This window comes from Flavobacterium sp. LC2016-23, assembly GCF_009674775.1.
Classification (GTDB): domain Bacteria; phylum Bacteroidota; class Bacteroidia; order Flavobacteriales; family Flavobacteriaceae; genus Flavobacterium.
Genome location: NZ_WKKE01000014.1, coordinates 66786 through 83177, shown reverse-complemented (window position 1 = coordinate 83177; position 16392 = coordinate 66786). Strand labels below are relative to the sequence as shown.

Here is a 16392-nt window from a genome sequence, read left to right as displayed (position 1 = left end):
TAGATATGAAAGGATTTCTTAGAATAGTTATTATAATGTCCGGTTTATATTCCCAGTCAGTTTGGTGTCAGGAAACACCACAAATAGTGGAAGATTTTAAGCCTTCATCAGTCAATCAGCCGGAAAAACAATTTCCTCAGGTAAATTCACAAAGGCGTGTGCGTGCCAGTATTGCTGCACCAAATGCCAGTAAAGTTCAACTTGATATTGGCGGTATCAAATATGACATGAGAAAAGAGGATAATGGAGTGTGGACAGGAGAATCCAATCCACAAGATGAAGGATTCCATTACTATCAGTTAAACATTGACGGAGCTTCGGTTCCGGATCCGGGAACCTTATATTTTTGCGGGGCAGGCCGTTTAGGCAGCGGAATAGAAATTCCGGCTGCAGACCAGGAATTTTTTGCCCTGAAACAAGTACCTCACGGGCTTGTTAGTGAAAATATTTATTTCTCAAAAGTAACGAATTCTTTTAGACGCTGTTTTATATATACCCCTCCCGGTTATAATGAGAGTACAAAAGCACGGTATCCGGTACTTTATTTGCAGCATGGAAGTTTTGAAGATGAAACAGGCTGGTCTGCACAAGGTAAGGCGAATTTAATTTTAGATAATTTGATTGCTTCAAAGCAGGCAGCACCCATGATTATTGTGATGGATAATGGTTATGCCTATACAGCTCAAAGTAAGGAAGGAAAAGATAAAAACGTACGGACGGAATCTGTTTTTGAGCAGGTACTTATTACAGAAGTTATTCCTATGATTGATACTAAGTTTCGTACGATTGCCGATCGAGGGCACAGAGCTATTGCCGGTCTTTCGATGGGGGCGAATCAAACGATGCGAATTATGATGAATCATCTGGACACTTTTTCCTACTATGGCGGATTCAGCGGTACATCAAATTATCCAAATACCGATGTTCCGGATGCCGCTGTTTTTTTAGATGGAAAATATAAAGACGGCAATGCGCTGAACAAAAAAATGAAGCTTTTTTGGTTAGGCCTGGGAACTAAAGAACCTGCTCCTTTTCCTAAATCAGTTGGAGCATTTCGAACCATGCTAGAGCAGCAGGGAATTAAGTATGTCTATTACGAATCGCCTGAAACCGCCCATGAATGGCTTACATGGCGCAGATGTCTATACCAGTTTGCTTCAAAATTATTTCAATAATCTAATAAACCAATGAGGTGTTCAACGGTATGGTTTGAACACTTTTTAGAGGAATTAAGATGCCGGAATTAAATGAATTGTATTACAGATTAACATTCAAAAGTGTTTGTATTTGCTGCATCACCGGAAAGAAGTATTTAATGTCTAAGAAAAATAATTTATACAACTATAAACGATTTAAAATAAGTTCTAAATGAAAACTATTTACGCATCAATTATTGTCTTGTTCTTCTGCATAACCGGCAATGCACAGAACTTCAGCAAAACCAGTCACGGAATTAAAACGGCTGCAAATGGTACTACTATCGAGATACAGTTTTATAATCCTGCCATTGTCAGGGTTATTAAATTCCCAATAAGCAAAAACTATTCTAAAGAGAGCCTTTCAGTAGTTTTAAAGCCATCTAAAACAGCTTTTGCTGTTAGGGAGACGGGTACTGCCATCATTTTAAAATCTGAAAAATTAAACGTTATAATAAATAAAGTCTCCGGTGATGTCACATTCGCTGCATCATCAGATAAGGTTTTATTAAAAGAGAAACCTGACGGGACAAAATTTGAGCCTTTTAATGATACAGGAGTAAATACTTATACTGTATCGCAGGCATTTATTCTCGATAAAGATGAACCGATCTATGGTCTGGGGCAGCATCAAAATGGAAATTTAAACCAGCGAAACCTAAAATATCATTTAGAACAGGGGAATACAGAAGATGCAGTAACTTTTTTTCAATCAATTAAAGGCTATGGACTTTATTGGGATAATTATTCTCCAACAGAATTTACCGATAATGCCGGCGAAACTTCTTTTAAGTCGATTGTGGGAGACGCCTCCGATTATTATTTTATGTATGGTGGCAATGCTGATGGAGTGATTAAACAAATGAGAGCGTTAACAGGTAATGCACCTATGTTTCCTCTATGGACGTACGGTTTCTGGCAGAGCAGAGAGCGCTATAAAAGCCAGAACGAATTGGTAAATGTCGTTAAACAATACCGCGACCTTAATGTACCTTTAGACGGGATTATACAAGACTGGCAATACTGGGGCAACAACTATTTATGGAATGCAATGGATTTTTTGAATCCTGAATTTTCAGATCCTGAAAAAATGGTTGATGAGATTCATAATCTCAATGCCCATTTGATTATTTCGATCTGGTCCTCTTTTGGGCCGCAGACAAAACCTTATAAGGAAATGGATCAGAAAGGAATGTTATTTAATATTACAACCTGGCCGGAATCCGGATCGGAAACCTGGCCGCCTATTACTGATTATCCGTCAGGCGTAAGAGTATATGACGCTTACAATCCTGAGGCACGCGATATTTACTGGAAATATACCAGCAAAGGATTATTCGACAGAGGAATCGACGGCTGGTGGATGGATTCAACAGAACCGGACCACCTTCAGATAAAACCGGAAGATTATGATACAAAAACATACCTCGGCTCTTTTAGAAAAGTAAGAAATGCATATCCGCTGATGACAGTAGGCGGGGTCTACGATCATCAGCGTAAAGCCACATCAGAGAAGCGTGTGTTTATTTTGACACGATCTGCTTTTGCAGGCCAGCAGCGTTATGGCGCTAACACCTGGTCTGGTGATACAGGTTCCAGCTGGGAAACCCTGCGAAATCAAATACCGGCAGGTCTGAATTTTACGCTTACAGGAATACCGCACTGGAATTCAGATATAGGAGGCTTCTTTGCGGGAGCTTACAAGAAATCTGCGAATGATGGTAACGGTGCTAAAAACCCGCTGTATCAGGAATTATATGTCCGCTGGATTCAATTTGGTACTTTTAACGCGATGATGCGTTCCCACGGTACTGATGTTCCGAGAGAAATCTATTATTTTGGTAAAAAAGGAGAACCTGTTTTTGATGCCATAGACAAGTTTATCAACCTGCGTTACGCACTTTTGCCTTATATTTATGCTACCTCCTGGGAGGTTACCAACAAACAATCCAGCTTTATGCGGGCATTGTTCATGGATTTTTCCGCCGATAAAAAAGTCTGGGATATGAATAACGAATATATGTTTGGGAACTCAATTCTGGTCGCACCTGTTACAGAAGCCCAATATACCCCTGAAAAAATAGTAAAAGTAAACGAAGAAACCGGCTGGAATAAACAAGAAGCTGCTAAAAATGCAGAAAAAACGGCTGTAGATTTTACTGCTGAAAAATCAAAAGAAATATATCTTCCTGCCGGTACAGACTGGTATGACTTCTGGACAAATGAGAAAATTAAAGGCGGTCAGCAGATCACCAGAAAAACAACTATTGATATGATTCCGCTTTATGTGAAGGAAGGTGCCATTATTCCCCTTGGTCCCAAGGTGCAGTTTGCAGAAGAAAAAAAGTGGGATAATCTGGAGATTAGGGTTTATCCCGGTAAAAATGGCTCTTTTATACTTTATGAAGACGAATTTGATAACTACAATTATGAGAAGGGCTCTTATACTGAAATTGAATTTTTATGGAACGATACAGCCGGGAAATTAACTATTTCCGATAGAAAAGGACAATACAAAGGCATGCTGTCTAACAGAAAATTTACTATTGTAATGCCGGACGGTTTAAAAAAGAGTATAGATTATAACGGTAAAAAAGTACAGGAGAAATTTAATTTATCTAAAAAATGATGCAAAAAATAAGTTTCCATTTTTTTCTTTGATTTCCACGCTTTCTTCCGGTTGTGTAAATTTAAATTTTCAGGCAAAAGGGGCTGATAAAAAAAGACTTTTTCCTGAAACGCTTTTCTACACTGGTATTGCGATGTCATATTTGATTATTTCAATTCTGTTTTTCAGCTCTATATCAATATTTATCTTAAATTTATAAGAGGAAAGTACTCCGCAAAATTAACATCCTTCTAAATGATTAGTTGATATTTAGATGTATAAAGATGAAAGTAACCTATTAGTTTTTTAATTTTGAGACTTAATACAGACAGTTATGATTTTTAGCGGAGATAGCAAAGAACTTCTGATTCTACAGGAGCTGGATAACCAAAACAAGGATATACTTTATAAAAGCGGTGATACCGACATGACCTTAATCTGGAACAAAGGCGATGAAATGAAAATTATGATTGATAAAGTGGAATATAATTTAAGTAGGAACGATGTTATATTTTTGACTGAATTTCATAAAATTGACAGCTTAAATCTGGATTCCGTTCGATTTCTTCGCTGGAATCAATCCTTTTTTTGTCCTATCAACCACGATAATGAAGTAGGGAGTAAAGGCCTCTTGTTTTTTGGTGCAACGGGAGTACCGATTGTAAAAATAATTGAAAATGAAATAAAACATCTGGAAAATTACTGGGAGAACTTTTCAAATGAGATGTCGTCCAGCGACAGTCTGCAGAAAGATATGCTACAGTCTATTTTAAAGCAGATCTTAATTTTTTGTGCCCGAAATCTCAAAAAATCAGCCCATTATGACCAACTGGAAAAGAGTCAGGTAGATATTATAAGAGAATTTAACTTTTTAGTGGAAGGGCATTTCTCAAAGCATCATGACGTTGCATTTTATGCCTCTAAACTGAATAAGTCTCCTAAAACCCTTTCCAATCTTTTTGCAATGGTTTCCAGTCGTCCGCCCATCACAATTATACATGACAGGATTATGCTGCATGCCAGAAGGCAGATCAACTACACCAATTTATCAATAAAGGAAATTGCTTATGATTTGGGCTATGAAGATATTCAGACGTTTAGCAGATTTTTTAAAAACAGGGAAGGTGTTTCTCCAATGCAATACCGGGAAAAATTAAAGCTAAATTAAAGCTGAACAATTCTATTATAAAAAGTGTCCTGTCCGGACACTTTTTTTGTGCCCTGAATTTTAATATACGCCATAAGTGGTTTGTTTTGCCGGATATCGTACCTCTACGGGCATTTTGGCCTCTCCTTTTTTGTTTATTTCAGGTGTTTGGGAAAAAAGGTTAACTCATCGGGAAAATCTGACTAACCGTTGTCCTTATAAGTATTGCAACTTTGTACTGTCAATAAAGACAATCAAAACAGATATCAATTTAATATTCAAGATTATGGCACGATTAACCGCTTTAAACCCGGATCAGACTGAAGGAAAATCAAAAGAATTATTTACTGCAATAAAAGGCAAGATGGGAATGGTACCCAATATGATGAGAACGATGGGAAATTCACCTGCCGTACTCAACGGCTATCTGGGATTGAGTACTGCACTTAACAGCTCGAGCCTGACACCAAAAACGAGAGAACTGATTTCGCTAATGGTAGCAAATGCAAATGGATGTGATTACTGTAATGCGGCACACAGTTTTATAGGAGGGAAAATTGGAATTGATGCAGCACTCCTGGATCAGGCAAGAGCCGGTTATTCTTCAGATGAAAAAACAAATGCAGTTTTAGAATTTGCCAAAGCCGTACTGGATACAAAAGGAAATGTATCTGATGAGGTTATCGAAAAATTTAAAAGTGCAGGTTATGAAGAAGAGCAGATTGCAGAAGTAATTGCATCAGTTTCATTGAGCATTTTCACGAATTATTTCAATAATGCCGCCAAAACAGATATTGATTTTCCAAAACTGGCATCAATTAAGCAAGACTAATTTACAGATCATAAAACAACCCAGCATGAATGTTGCTGAAGGTTATAGAAAAGAAACGGGCAGCCGCATTACTGATTTTTCACAGAAAAGTAAATAATAAATACAATTTTACGCCGGGGCATTCAGCGGAGTACTGCGGCGTTAAACTAACACATAAATTCAAAAATCATGGAAAAAAAATATCCTTTGCCGCCTTTTACACTTGAAACGGCACTAGAAAAAATACAGCTTGCCGAGAATGCATGGAACAGCATGAATCCCGAAATAGTTTCAAAAGCTTACACCGTAGACAGCGAATGGCGCAACAGAAACGAATTTGTTAACGGGAGGGAAGAGATTGTAGCGCTTCTGACCCGAAAATGGCAGAAAGAAAGAAATTATAAATTAAAGAAAGAATACTGGGCACATACAGAAAACAGAATTGCGGTGCGTTTTGAATATGAATACCAGACTGCTGACGGAAAATGGTTCCGCGCGTACGGGAATGAGAACTGGGAGTTTGATGAAAACGGGCTGATGAGAAAAAGATATGCCAGTATTAATGATTTAGAAATCGATGAAAAAGACCGCAGGCTTTAAAAACAAATAAAGGAATTTTATTTTCTAATAAGCTGTAAATCAGTATTTTTATAACATCCTTGAAATGACAATACGGAGGTAAGGCCACATGCAGGATAAATCAGGAAGTATTTTAAAAAAAATAATCACAATAATGGCAGCAATCACACTCTGTTTCTTTAAGGTTTAATAATTAAAAAATAAAAAAGATGAAAAAAATTGCAATTAATGGTTTTGGAAGAATAGGGAGATCTTCCCTGAAAGTAATATTGGAGTCTCCGGATTTAGAACTGGCAGGTATTAACGATTTAATGAGTATTGAGAATGCCGTTTATCTGCTGAAATATGACAGTATTTATGGTAAATATGAAAAGAAGGTTAGTTTTGAAGGTGAATTTATTATCATCGACGACCGCAGGATAAAATATACTTCCCAAAAAGATCCTTTAGAGCTGCCGTGGAAAGCGCTTGAGATAGATGTTGTGATCGAAAGTACCGGTCTGTTTACGAATATGGCGGATGCCCAAAAACACCTGACAGCAGGATCTAAATTCGTAGTAATTTCAGGACCTACCAAAGATACGCCTACAATTGTACACGGCGTTAATACCGAAGAGGGGAAAGTGTCCGTATTTTCATGTGCAAGCTGTACCACCAATAATATCAGTCCGCTTATAGAGATTTTAGGACGCAGAATCGGAATTAAAAAAGCAATCTTAAATACAACGCATGCCTATACTGCTTCTCAGACCCTGGTAGATGCACCTTCAAAAAGAGAACCAAGAATGGGGCGTACAGCGGGTATTAACCTGGCTCCCGCGGCTACCGGTGCAGCGATTGCCACCACCAAGGCACTTCCGCAATACGCCGGAAAGTTTGATGGCGTAGCAGTACGGGTTCCTGTACCGGTAGGTTCTATTTCGGATATCACTTTTGTTACCGAAAGAAATACATCTGCCGAAGAGATCAATGCGATTCTGACTGAAGAAGCCGGTACTCCCCGTTATGAAAAAGTGGTAAGTGTTACTGATGAGCCTTTGGTTTCAACAGATATTATAAAAAGCCCTTTTGCAGCAACAGTTGATCTTGAAATGACAAGGGTCGTGGATGGAGATCTTGTAAAAGTAATGGCGTGGTATGATAATGAATGGGGTTTTACCAATCAGATGATCAGACAGATTCAGGAATTATAATGTTATTCTGCTACATGCTGAAAAATGGTTTTTAAAAAGATCATTTTTCAGGATTTAAGGATATGGCCGGATAATACCGGTAACACAGCGATGCATTATAAATTTCAAAACAATTTAAATTTTCGATATGAATTATGCAAAATTGGCCTTTACAGCTGCTATTAAGGAGCTGCAGGAAAAACAAGGCAGCAGAAACGGTTATGACCGAATGGAAAAAATGTCGGTTGTTGACGGACTGACTGAGAATGAAATTTATTTTATAGAAGACCGCGACAGTTTCTATATGGCAAGTTATGGGTCGAACGAATATCCCTATGTGCAGCATCGGGGCGGACCAAAAGGTTTTATAAAAGTCATTGACAGCAAAACGATAGGTATTGTAGATTTTGTCGGAAACAAACAATATATCTCTACAGGAAATATCGCCACGAATAATAATGTGGCTTTAATAATGATTTCCTATCCCCATCGGGCCAGGCTGAAAATTTACGCTAAGGCAAAGATTGTGGAATTAGAAGAAGATCAGAAATTATATGATTTGCTAAAGCCTGAGGAGTATAAATTTCGTCCTGAGAGAATGATGGTTTTTGAAATACAGGCCTACGACTGGAACTGCCCTCAGCATATCACACCACGTTTTACAACAGAAGAGATTGATCAGGCACTGCTCCCGCAGAAAGAGTATATTGTAAGTCTGGAAAATAAAATAAAAGAACTGGAAGAAAAACTCTCAGGAAAATAAATCTAATGAAATACGCATGGGTATCGACATATTGGCGTTTGGCGCGCATCCTGATGATGTGGAATGTGCAGCATCAGGGATTATTCTAAAGACAACAGCCGACAGGGGCAAAGTGGTTATTGTGGATCTGACTAAAGGAGAACTCGGGAGTTTCGGAGATGAAAATACCAGAAGCAGGGAAGCAAAGGCCGCCTCCAAAATACTAAACATTACAGGCAGGGAGCAATTGGATCTGATGGATGGCAATATTGAAAACACGCATGTGAACCGGCTAAAAATAATTGCTTTGATCCGAAAATATCAGCCTGAGATCATTCTGGCCAACGCACTGACAGACCGCCATCCCGATCATCAAAAGGCAGGAAAACTGGTTAGTGAAGCTGCTTTTTTATCCGGGCTGAGAAAAATTGAAACATTCGATCAGGGAGAATTACAATTGAAATGGCGTGCCCGTGCTCTTTATCATTATGTGCAGGATTACTTTGTAAAGCCTGATGTAGTGATGGACATTACCGATTTTTTTGATTTAAAAGTTGAAGCCATCAAAGCGTACGACAGTCAATTTGTTTCTGCCGAAGACCCGGCTGCAGCCGGTATTATGAATTTACTGAAACAGATCGAAAGTACCAATCAGATTTTTGGACGCGCTATAGGCGTTAAATATGCGGAAGGATTTACAAGTGAGCGCTATATTGGAACGAACAGCCTGCTTGATTTACTTTAATAATGGTTTTTACACTATAATTAAACAGCTATTTTTTTAGATTTACAATTTAATGGGCCAAAGGTGAAGGATCAAAGACGACAATCGGTCAGTACAGAAATAGTTTTTTGGTAACACCTAAAAAAAGAATAAACAGATGGTTGATATTTTACAATTTAAGAAAGAAGATCAGAGCCAGATTCGTGACTTCGTACTTAGTATACAAAATGATGAATTTAAGTTAGGATTTACGAATTCCGAACAGCCGGACCTTCTGGATATTGAAAAATTTTATCGCAATGGCAACTTCTGGACAGCAAGGATAAATAGTGAAATTATTGGAACTATTGGTTTGCAGAACCTCGACAATAGCAATGGAGTACTCCGGAAAATGTTTGTCAGAAGTGATTTCAGGGGAACAGAACTGAAGATCGCCCAGATGCTTTTCGATACCCTGCTTGATTTTGCGGCAAGCATCAATTTAAAAATGATCTGGCTGGACACACCTGCGATAGCGGTAGCATCCCACAGATTTTATGAGAAAAACGGTTTCATTCAAACCGATAAACTCAACCTCCCGGACAGTTATGTTTTTCCTGATAAAAATTCAAAAATTTACAAATTGGCATTGAAGTAATTGTAAAAGCCTTACCCATAAAGTCTTATAAATCTTCACCCACAACCGGCTCCTTCAATTTAAACAGATGTAAGGTGTACGGCTTGATATAAATCAATATTTTTCCTATCAAATGTCAATGCGTGTAACGATGCTTTATCGGAAATTTGCACTGTAAAAAAGTCACAAAAGTGTGTCTTTGTAAACTAAAAATTTAATTCCTTAAATCATGAACAATAACATCCAGAAAAAAGGCGGTATTGCCTCTTTTTCGCTATACAATTTAGCTTTTACCGTCACAGATCTTGATAAGTCTATCGCCTGGTACAAAGATATTTTCGGTTTTGAGCTTGTAAGCCGTGTCACTTTTAAAATTCCTTCGGGATCAGCTGAGACAGCAATAATTAAAGCAGGAGGAATGCGTCTTGAACTTTTACAGGTATCGAATGCAAAACGAATCGAAGAACTTTTTGCAGAAGCTCCGCTGCACCTGATACCAATCGGAAATAAATCTATTGTATTGCAGGTCGATGATCTTGCCACAGCTTCAGAAGAACTGGAACAAAAAGGAGTAACATTTGTGTGGCGTGAACTCTATATTGCCGGCGATAAAATGCTTTGTACTATGATACAGGACGTTGATGGAAACAAAATTAATATTTTCCAGACGAATACCATTATCGGAGGTTAAATTTTGTCCTCAGTATTCCTATAACAGCAAAACTGCAGTACCTGCAGTTTTGCTGTTAAACTTATTTAATAGTAAATTCGCAATCCGACGAAAAATAGCAGTGGGTGCTAAAATTGTATTATATTTAAAAACTGTATTTTTTATCAGTAATGAATACCAATACCAACAGCATGAACAAAGTTTATTCGGATACGGGAAATGTACTCTTAGGACTGGAAGAGGCTCAAAATAACAGGTTAGCCCAGCCATCTCAATTTGCGGAATATACGGTTTTACTTATCGAAGAAGGCCGGGGTATTTTTCATGCGGACTTTGCTTCCTTCGCTTTTACCGCTCCCGTACTACTTTTTTCTACTCCCCAGCAATCCATATACATAAAAGAAGCCCAATCTTTGAAATATACAATGTTGCAGTTCCACAGTGATTTTTACTGTATTGAATACCATAGAAACGAAGTGGCCTGCAATGGGCTGCTTTTTAACAACATTTATATTGAACCGTCTTTAAAACTCTCTGCGCAGCAGCTGGAATCCTATATACAGATTATAAATCAGATTACTTCTGAATTCCGGCAGCCGGATCCTTCCGATATTGTTCTCAGGGCCTATCTGCAGCTTTTCCTTGCCAAATCAAGCAGTATTAAATTAAATACAGGTGAAAAGCAAAAAGTAATCAAAGATGAAAAAATGGAGCTTTTCAAACAACTCCTTGAGAAGCACTTTCTCACATTGCACAAGCCCGGCGACTATGCCTCTCTTTTGTCAATGTCCCCCAATAATTTTAGCAGGCAGTGCAACAGATGTTTTAATAAAACACCTTCACAAATGATTCAGGAAAGATTAATTCTTGAAGCAAAAAAACAGCTGCACCTGACTAGATTAAGCATTAAGGAAATTGCCTTTGCCCTGAAATTTGAGGATGAATATTACTTCAGCAGGTTTTTTAAGAAAATGACAAAAATTTCTCCGCAAGCCTTCAGGAGCACCACCGGAATATCAATCGTGGCAGATTTGTCTAGCTAAAAGCATCATTTATCCATTTTATGAGGGCATTCTGCTCTGTAGCTTTGTAGTGTTAATTATCAATATATAATTTAAAAAACAAAGCAATGAAAACTACCTTTTTAAATACAATAGCCAACCTGGATAAGGCGGGGAAAACAGTACTTCGGGCCGGAATCGTAATCGTTTTTCTCTGGATCGGCGGCCTTAAATTTTTTCCTTATGAAGCAGACGGAATTGTTCCCTTTGTTGCCAACAGCCCGTTTATGTCCGGTTTCTACAACAATCCGCAAGAGTATAAAGAACACGTTAACAAAGAAGGAGAACTGATTCCCGAAAATCGGCAATGGAATATAGAGAACGGAACGTATGTCTTTGCAAATGGATTAGGCATTTTATTAATTGCGCTTGGTGTTCTGGTAGGGATGCATCACTGGGCACCACTGAGCAGCATGATTGGAAGTATGCTGGTTTTTGTACTGACTCTCGGAACCCTTTCTTTTCTTATTACAACTCCCGAGAGCTGGGTGCCTCATTTGACCGATCAGCAGTATGGATTTCCATTTTTATCTGGGAGAGGACGTTTAGTTCTGAAAGACGTAGTAATAATGGGAGCTTCTATTATTACAATGAGCGAATCAGCCGCACTTTATCTTAAAAATAAAAAGAACAGACCAATTACTGTTCGCTGAGAAATTGTCAGAGTTTCTCTTTAACGAATTCAGAAAAAAATACATTTTTAAGGATTTACGGAAAATATTCCGTCGATCCTTTCTTCGTTATATGTTTTTGTAAGGGAAAAAAAGTTAAGGCTTCGGGAAAATTAGTCTACCCGCACTCCGAAGAACTGTCGCAACTTTGTGATGTCCTTGAGAAGGTATCTTTTAAACCTACACAGTAAAGAAAAACAAACGTTTAATTTAAAATAATTAAAATGGCCACTAAAGTTAATATCAAAAATTTGCCTGCAGGTTATCAGTCCATTATAACCAACGGCAGATACAAATTCAGAGCATAGATTTAAAAAATAGATTTAATGAAAACTTTATACCTTACTACGCTACAACTCGTCTCACAATACCGTACGAAGTCTTATATAACAGCTTACGGATTAATTCTGCTAATGGCAGCAGGCGCAGTTTTTATGGGCGAAAAGGAAATAATTCTGCCTGAGCTTGCTGCCTTGTCCATTGGCTGTTTTATCTATGAAAAAAAGCAATGGGCGAATAAGCCGCTGCATTTGTTTCTTTTGCCATCGGCCACAGCTTTCATGGGATTTTTTATCAATATGCTCGAAATTAATATGGCAGCGAAAATTGTACTGGTCCTGATGGCCATGTTTTTAATGCTGTATGTAATTAGAAGCAGCCTGGCCCCAGCACTGGCAACAGGACTTTTACCGATAGTAACCAATTGCAGTTCTTACCTGTTTATCGCTTCAATATTATTTTTTACGGCAGTACTGGCACTGCTGGTAAGGCTTCTTTTGAAGCAGGATAGTAAAGAAGAAACGGTGGAAGCTGAGTCTAAACCCGTATTAGCAATTTTAGTTTATCTTGCTGTGTTAATTTTATGGATAACGGTCTGTTGGTCCGCTGATGTGATACAGATGGCGGCAATCCCTCCCGTAATTGTTATAGGGTACGAACTTATAGATAAAAAACAGTATAGTCTTATAATGCTTTGTAAACAGGCAACAGCGTTGGTTGTGGCAGCGTCTGTAGGAGCTTTTAGTATTTATTATTTAAATAACTTTATACTGGCAGCTGCGGTCAATTTTATTGCTGTGGTGTTGGTTTTACAATCTTTAAAAATAAAAATGCCTCCCGTATATGCTATGACAATGCTTCCAATGGTACTTCCTGGATCCTCTCCGGTACATTTTGTAATTAATAGTACCGTGATGACTTTAGCTGTTTTGGGCATTATTTATATCTTAATAAATAAAACAGGTATAAACGGGCATAAGGATTGGTAAAATCAGGCATTTCGAAAACCTAATCTGCCGGTATTCGTTCAGCTAAAAACCACAAAGCATAAAACTCAGGTAAACCATCGTGATAAATTAGCAAAGCTTCAATAGTAAACTTTACGCTTTGTTCTTTGCGCTCCTTGCGGTTAAAAACAGTAAACAATCACTTAAAAAACTGCAATTTTACCGGTTTGAATTTCGCCCTGGCTTGTCAGTATTTTATAGAGATAAATTCCTGAGGCCATATTTTTTAGCGTGATGGTATTGGTTTTGGAAAGCAGCGGTGACTTAATGGTATTTTGTCCGCTGATAGTATACAAATAGAAAACAGCGTTTTCTTCTTTTTTAGCTTCAATATTTATTTCTTCATTTTTACCTACTAGCGTAGGGTAGACAAAAAACAAATCAGTACCTAAATAAGTAGTATCCAGAATTAGCGAACTTATTACAGTATTGCTTTCTAAAATCAGGTTTATCTTATATTGATTACTGCCTTTTATGGGGGCGAAATCTACAAAAGAGAATGTTTTTGAATTGATATCATTTAGGGTGCTAATAATGCTTTCGGTACTATTAATTATTTTTACTAACTCAATTCTTTTGATATTGTACAAGCTGAAAAGACTGGCATTAATGTTTACTTTGTTCTCCTCATAAACTTCTGCCAAAGCCAGCTCAAAATAACAGTTTGAGTTTTGCGCATGCTGTAAGGTGGACTCACTTTTTATTCCTTCGCTATTGTCAAATACGGGAACAACAGTATAAATTTTTCCATCCGTATAGGTATAAGTGGTGTTTGTGGTCTGTTCTTTAAATTCTAAAGAATCTCCTGTGAGCTGATAAATATGAAAAGAAGCAACACCGGCAGGGGTGTCCCAGTTAATTTCTGTTGTGCCATCACAAACTAAGCTGGTACTGATATTTAAATCATAAGAAATCGTAAAGCTATCTGAGATATAATCGGTAGTACCAATGGTCATTTTTAATTTTGCTTTTGAAAACTTTTGTTCAGTTGGAGTATAAGTAAATTGTTCGTTATTCAGGTTTACATCATTTGCGATAATTTCCCAGGTCTGCCCATTATTGTAACTGATAGACAATTGCCCGGAGATCGCGGAAAATGAAGAATCCCATTTGAAAGGGGAGATAGTCTTACCATCATAAGGGAAATTATCATTTTGAACAGGGTAATTCCATTCAAATCGATTTTCCAGTTCATATTCGTAAGCGATGTTGTATTCCTGAGCGGTATTCGAAACGTATGCCCCCATAACATTAATGGTATAAGATCCGGATGCAGGGTTTTCAATAGTAACCTGCTCTATCGTATTTATTTTATCTTTTCCTCTTACAGCCGGCTGCTGGGGAGCATCAGGAGTAAGGACCCAGGGTAAAAAAGGGGTGTTGTCAGCCGAAATAACTTCCAGGTCTAAATCGTTTACCAAACTTATATTACTGTTGATTGCAGCGGGCAAATCATTCCAGACTAATGTAATTTTTAAATTTTTAGCATTTGCAGGAAGCGTAATGCTATGTGAATTGGTCTTACCGGATGTCAAATTGCCGGATAAGAATCTATTTTCGCTGATTGTTTTTAAACTTTTATCAGCGTTGATATTACCGTAACCATAGGTAAAGTCCGGACCGGTATTGCCTAAATCTTTAGCACTATTAATTAAAATTGCTTTTGTCAGGGCATTAGTCAAAGCGGTATTGTTGATAGTTTTATAGTGTTGTTTCATCAGCGTAATAATTCCTGTCGCAACGGCTGTAGAATTTGAGGTTCCCTGCGTACTGAAGGCGACTAACTCCGGTTTTATATGCCCGTCATAGGCCGGACCTTTTGAAGAAAACGGCATAATTACTTCGTTCTGGTCAATACAACCCACTACTATACTATTTTTGGATTGCTTGAAATTACCTGTAATAGATTTATACCCCTCAAGACCACTATTACCGGAGGAAAAACAATGAGTCAAATCCGTATTTGAAAATAATTGAGAGTCATAAGCATTAGCGAGCGAACCATAAAAATTCTCAATCACGGTACCATAGGAATGATTTTGAGTGGCAGCACCCTGTAACGTTTCGACTTCATCAGGATAAATATTCAAAAAATCTGACGAGAGTATTTTAGCCTTTGGAGCAACTCCTTTTCCCAATGCCGAACTATTCCCTAATCCGGAAACGATAGTCGCCATAGCTGTTGCATGGCTCGATATAAGAGTAGATTGTATTAGGGAAGGAATCTGCTTATTTAACAAATCAATATCATTTACATCAAAAAAATCATCTTTGATCGCTGCAATTTGATTTTCACCTGTTAACAAAGGAAAGTTAGTAGTGGCTTTAGTGATAGCATTAATGCTAAAATTTTGATCTGTTATTTTAGACTCGCCTATGGGGTGCAGTGATTCCTGCGAAATAGAAGTTACACTGCTCAAACCTGTAATGGCATCCATAATTTTTTTGGAATCACTTTTTATGATTACAAGGTGGTCGTTGAGTATTTTAATGTCAGAAATGTGCATTGATTTCAGGTCAGTCAGCAACGCTTTGATCGTATCGGTGGCTATTGTATACTGCTTTTCTTCTTTGTGATTTGTAAAATTTGAAGGTAGTTTCCATAAGTTGTTAACCGGTAGCAGTTTTTTTAAAGTCGGATTCGATTTTAGACTTTCATTTTCAACAATGCAAAAAGTGTGATCCAGTTTTTTCACAACCTTGTATTTGTTGTCGTATGCATTTTCTAAGGAAGTAAAATAGTATTTCTCAAATTTTCTTTCGTTTTCTTTTTTTAGGTATTGCTTCCATTTTTCAGTGCTTTGCGACAGGCTGATTGTCGTTATCATAAAGAGGAGAAAAGTAATTTGTTTCTTCATTTACTGTAGATGTTAGGGCAATTATATAGATTTCTGTCAATGGTACAGAAATTGACTCTTGCGGCTTTCTGTCACTTAATTTAGATGAAACGTATGCTTAATTATTTCTATTTTAAATGTTTATCCATTGCAGATAAGCCAAAGTTATTAAATTATTTGTAATAATTTTATGATTTTTTATTTCACTCCTAATCTTCAAAATCTGTAGATCACAGTATTTTTTAAAAGCTGTTTCTGCTTTACAGGTAATC

General features: G+C 37.5%; 14 protein-coding genes. 13 read left to right on the top strand and 1 reads right to left on the bottom strand.

Annotated elements, in window-relative coordinates; all coding sequences use genetic code 11:
- Positions 1-5: 5 nt before the first annotated feature.
- The 13 genes from GJU43_RS13315 to GJU43_RS13255 all read left to right on the top strand — a co-directional run bounded on the left by GJU43_RS13315 (position 6) and on the right by GJU43_RS13255 (position 13265).
- Positions 6-1175, top strand: coding sequence for an alpha/beta hydrolase-fold protein (locus GJU43_RS13315; RefSeq protein ID WP_154341245.1), 1170 nt, complete (start codon positions 6-8; stop codon positions 1173-1175).
- Positions 1176-1368: 193 nt separating this feature from the next.
- Positions 1369-3825, top strand: a complete 2457-nt coding sequence (locus tag GJU43_RS13310; RefSeq protein WP_154341244.1) for a TIM-barrel domain-containing protein — start codon at positions 1369-1371, stop codon at positions 3823-3825.
- A gap of 313 nt (positions 3826-4138) precedes the next feature.
- Entirely contained in the window at positions 4139-4972 is an 834-nt protein-coding gene (locus GJU43_RS13305; protein WP_154341243.1) for a helix-turn-helix transcriptional regulator, read from the top strand.
- A 265-nt stretch (positions 4973-5237) separates the two neighbouring features.
- Positions 5238-5783, top strand: a complete 546-nt coding sequence (locus GJU43_RS13300) for a carboxymuconolactone decarboxylase family protein (protein WP_154341242.1) — start codon at positions 5238-5240, stop codon at positions 5781-5783.
- Between the two features lie 168 nt (positions 5784-5951).
- On the top strand, positions 5952-6362 hold the full coding sequence (locus GJU43_RS13295; RefSeq protein ID WP_154341241.1) for a nuclear transport factor 2 family protein: 411 nt from the start codon (positions 5952-5954) through the stop codon (positions 6360-6362).
- Positions 6363-6550: 188 nt separating this feature from the next.
- Positions 6551-7534: a type I glyceraldehyde-3-phosphate dehydrogenase gene (locus tag GJU43_RS13290; protein WP_154341240.1), complete on the top strand. Its 984-nt coding sequence runs from the start codon at positions 6551-6553 to the stop codon at positions 7532-7534.
- Between the two features lie 127 nt (positions 7535-7661).
- Entirely contained in the window at positions 7662-8276 is a 615-nt protein-coding gene (locus tag GJU43_RS13285) for a pyridoxamine 5'-phosphate oxidase family protein (protein ID WP_154341239.1), read from the top strand.
- 16 nt (positions 8277-8292) lie between these two features.
- Complete coding sequence (bshB1, locus tag GJU43_RS13280; protein ID WP_154341238.1) at positions 8293-9000, top strand: bacillithiol biosynthesis deacetylase BshB1; 708 nt, start codon at positions 8293-8295, stop codon at positions 8998-9000.
- 136 nt (positions 9001-9136) lie between these two features.
- The gene (locus tag GJU43_RS13275; protein WP_154341237.1) at positions 9137-9616 is read left to right on the top strand and encodes a GNAT family N-acetyltransferase; all 480 of its coding nucleotides are present in this window, start codon (positions 9137-9139) and stop codon (positions 9614-9616) included.
- A gap of 208 nt (positions 9617-9824) precedes the next feature.
- Positions 9825-10286, top strand: a complete 462-nt coding sequence (locus GJU43_RS13270) for a VOC family protein (RefSeq protein ID WP_154341236.1) — start codon at positions 9825-9827, stop codon at positions 10284-10286.
- 170 nt (positions 10287-10456) lie between these two features.
- On the top strand, positions 10457-11308 hold the full coding sequence (locus GJU43_RS13265) for an AraC family transcriptional regulator (protein WP_154341235.1): 852 nt from the start codon (positions 10457-10459) through the stop codon (positions 11306-11308).
- An 86-nt stretch (positions 11309-11394) separates the two neighbouring features.
- Positions 11395-11979: a DUF417 family protein gene (locus GJU43_RS13260; protein WP_154341234.1), complete on the top strand. Its 585-nt coding sequence runs from the start codon at positions 11395-11397 to the stop codon at positions 11977-11979.
- 344 nt (positions 11980-12323) lie between these two features.
- Complete coding sequence (locus tag GJU43_RS13255; RefSeq protein WP_154341233.1) at positions 12324-13265, top strand: hypothetical protein; 942 nt, start codon at positions 12324-12326, stop codon at positions 13263-13265.
- Positions 13266-13426: 161 nt separating this feature from the next.
- On the opposite strand, the gene GJU43_RS13250 is transcribed toward GJU43_RS13255, so the two are convergent.
- Positions 13427-16141, bottom strand: coding sequence for a S8 family serine peptidase (locus GJU43_RS13250; protein WP_154341232.1), 2715 nt, complete (start codon positions 16139-16141; stop codon positions 13427-13429).
- Between the last annotated feature and the right edge of the window lie 251 nt (positions 16142-16392).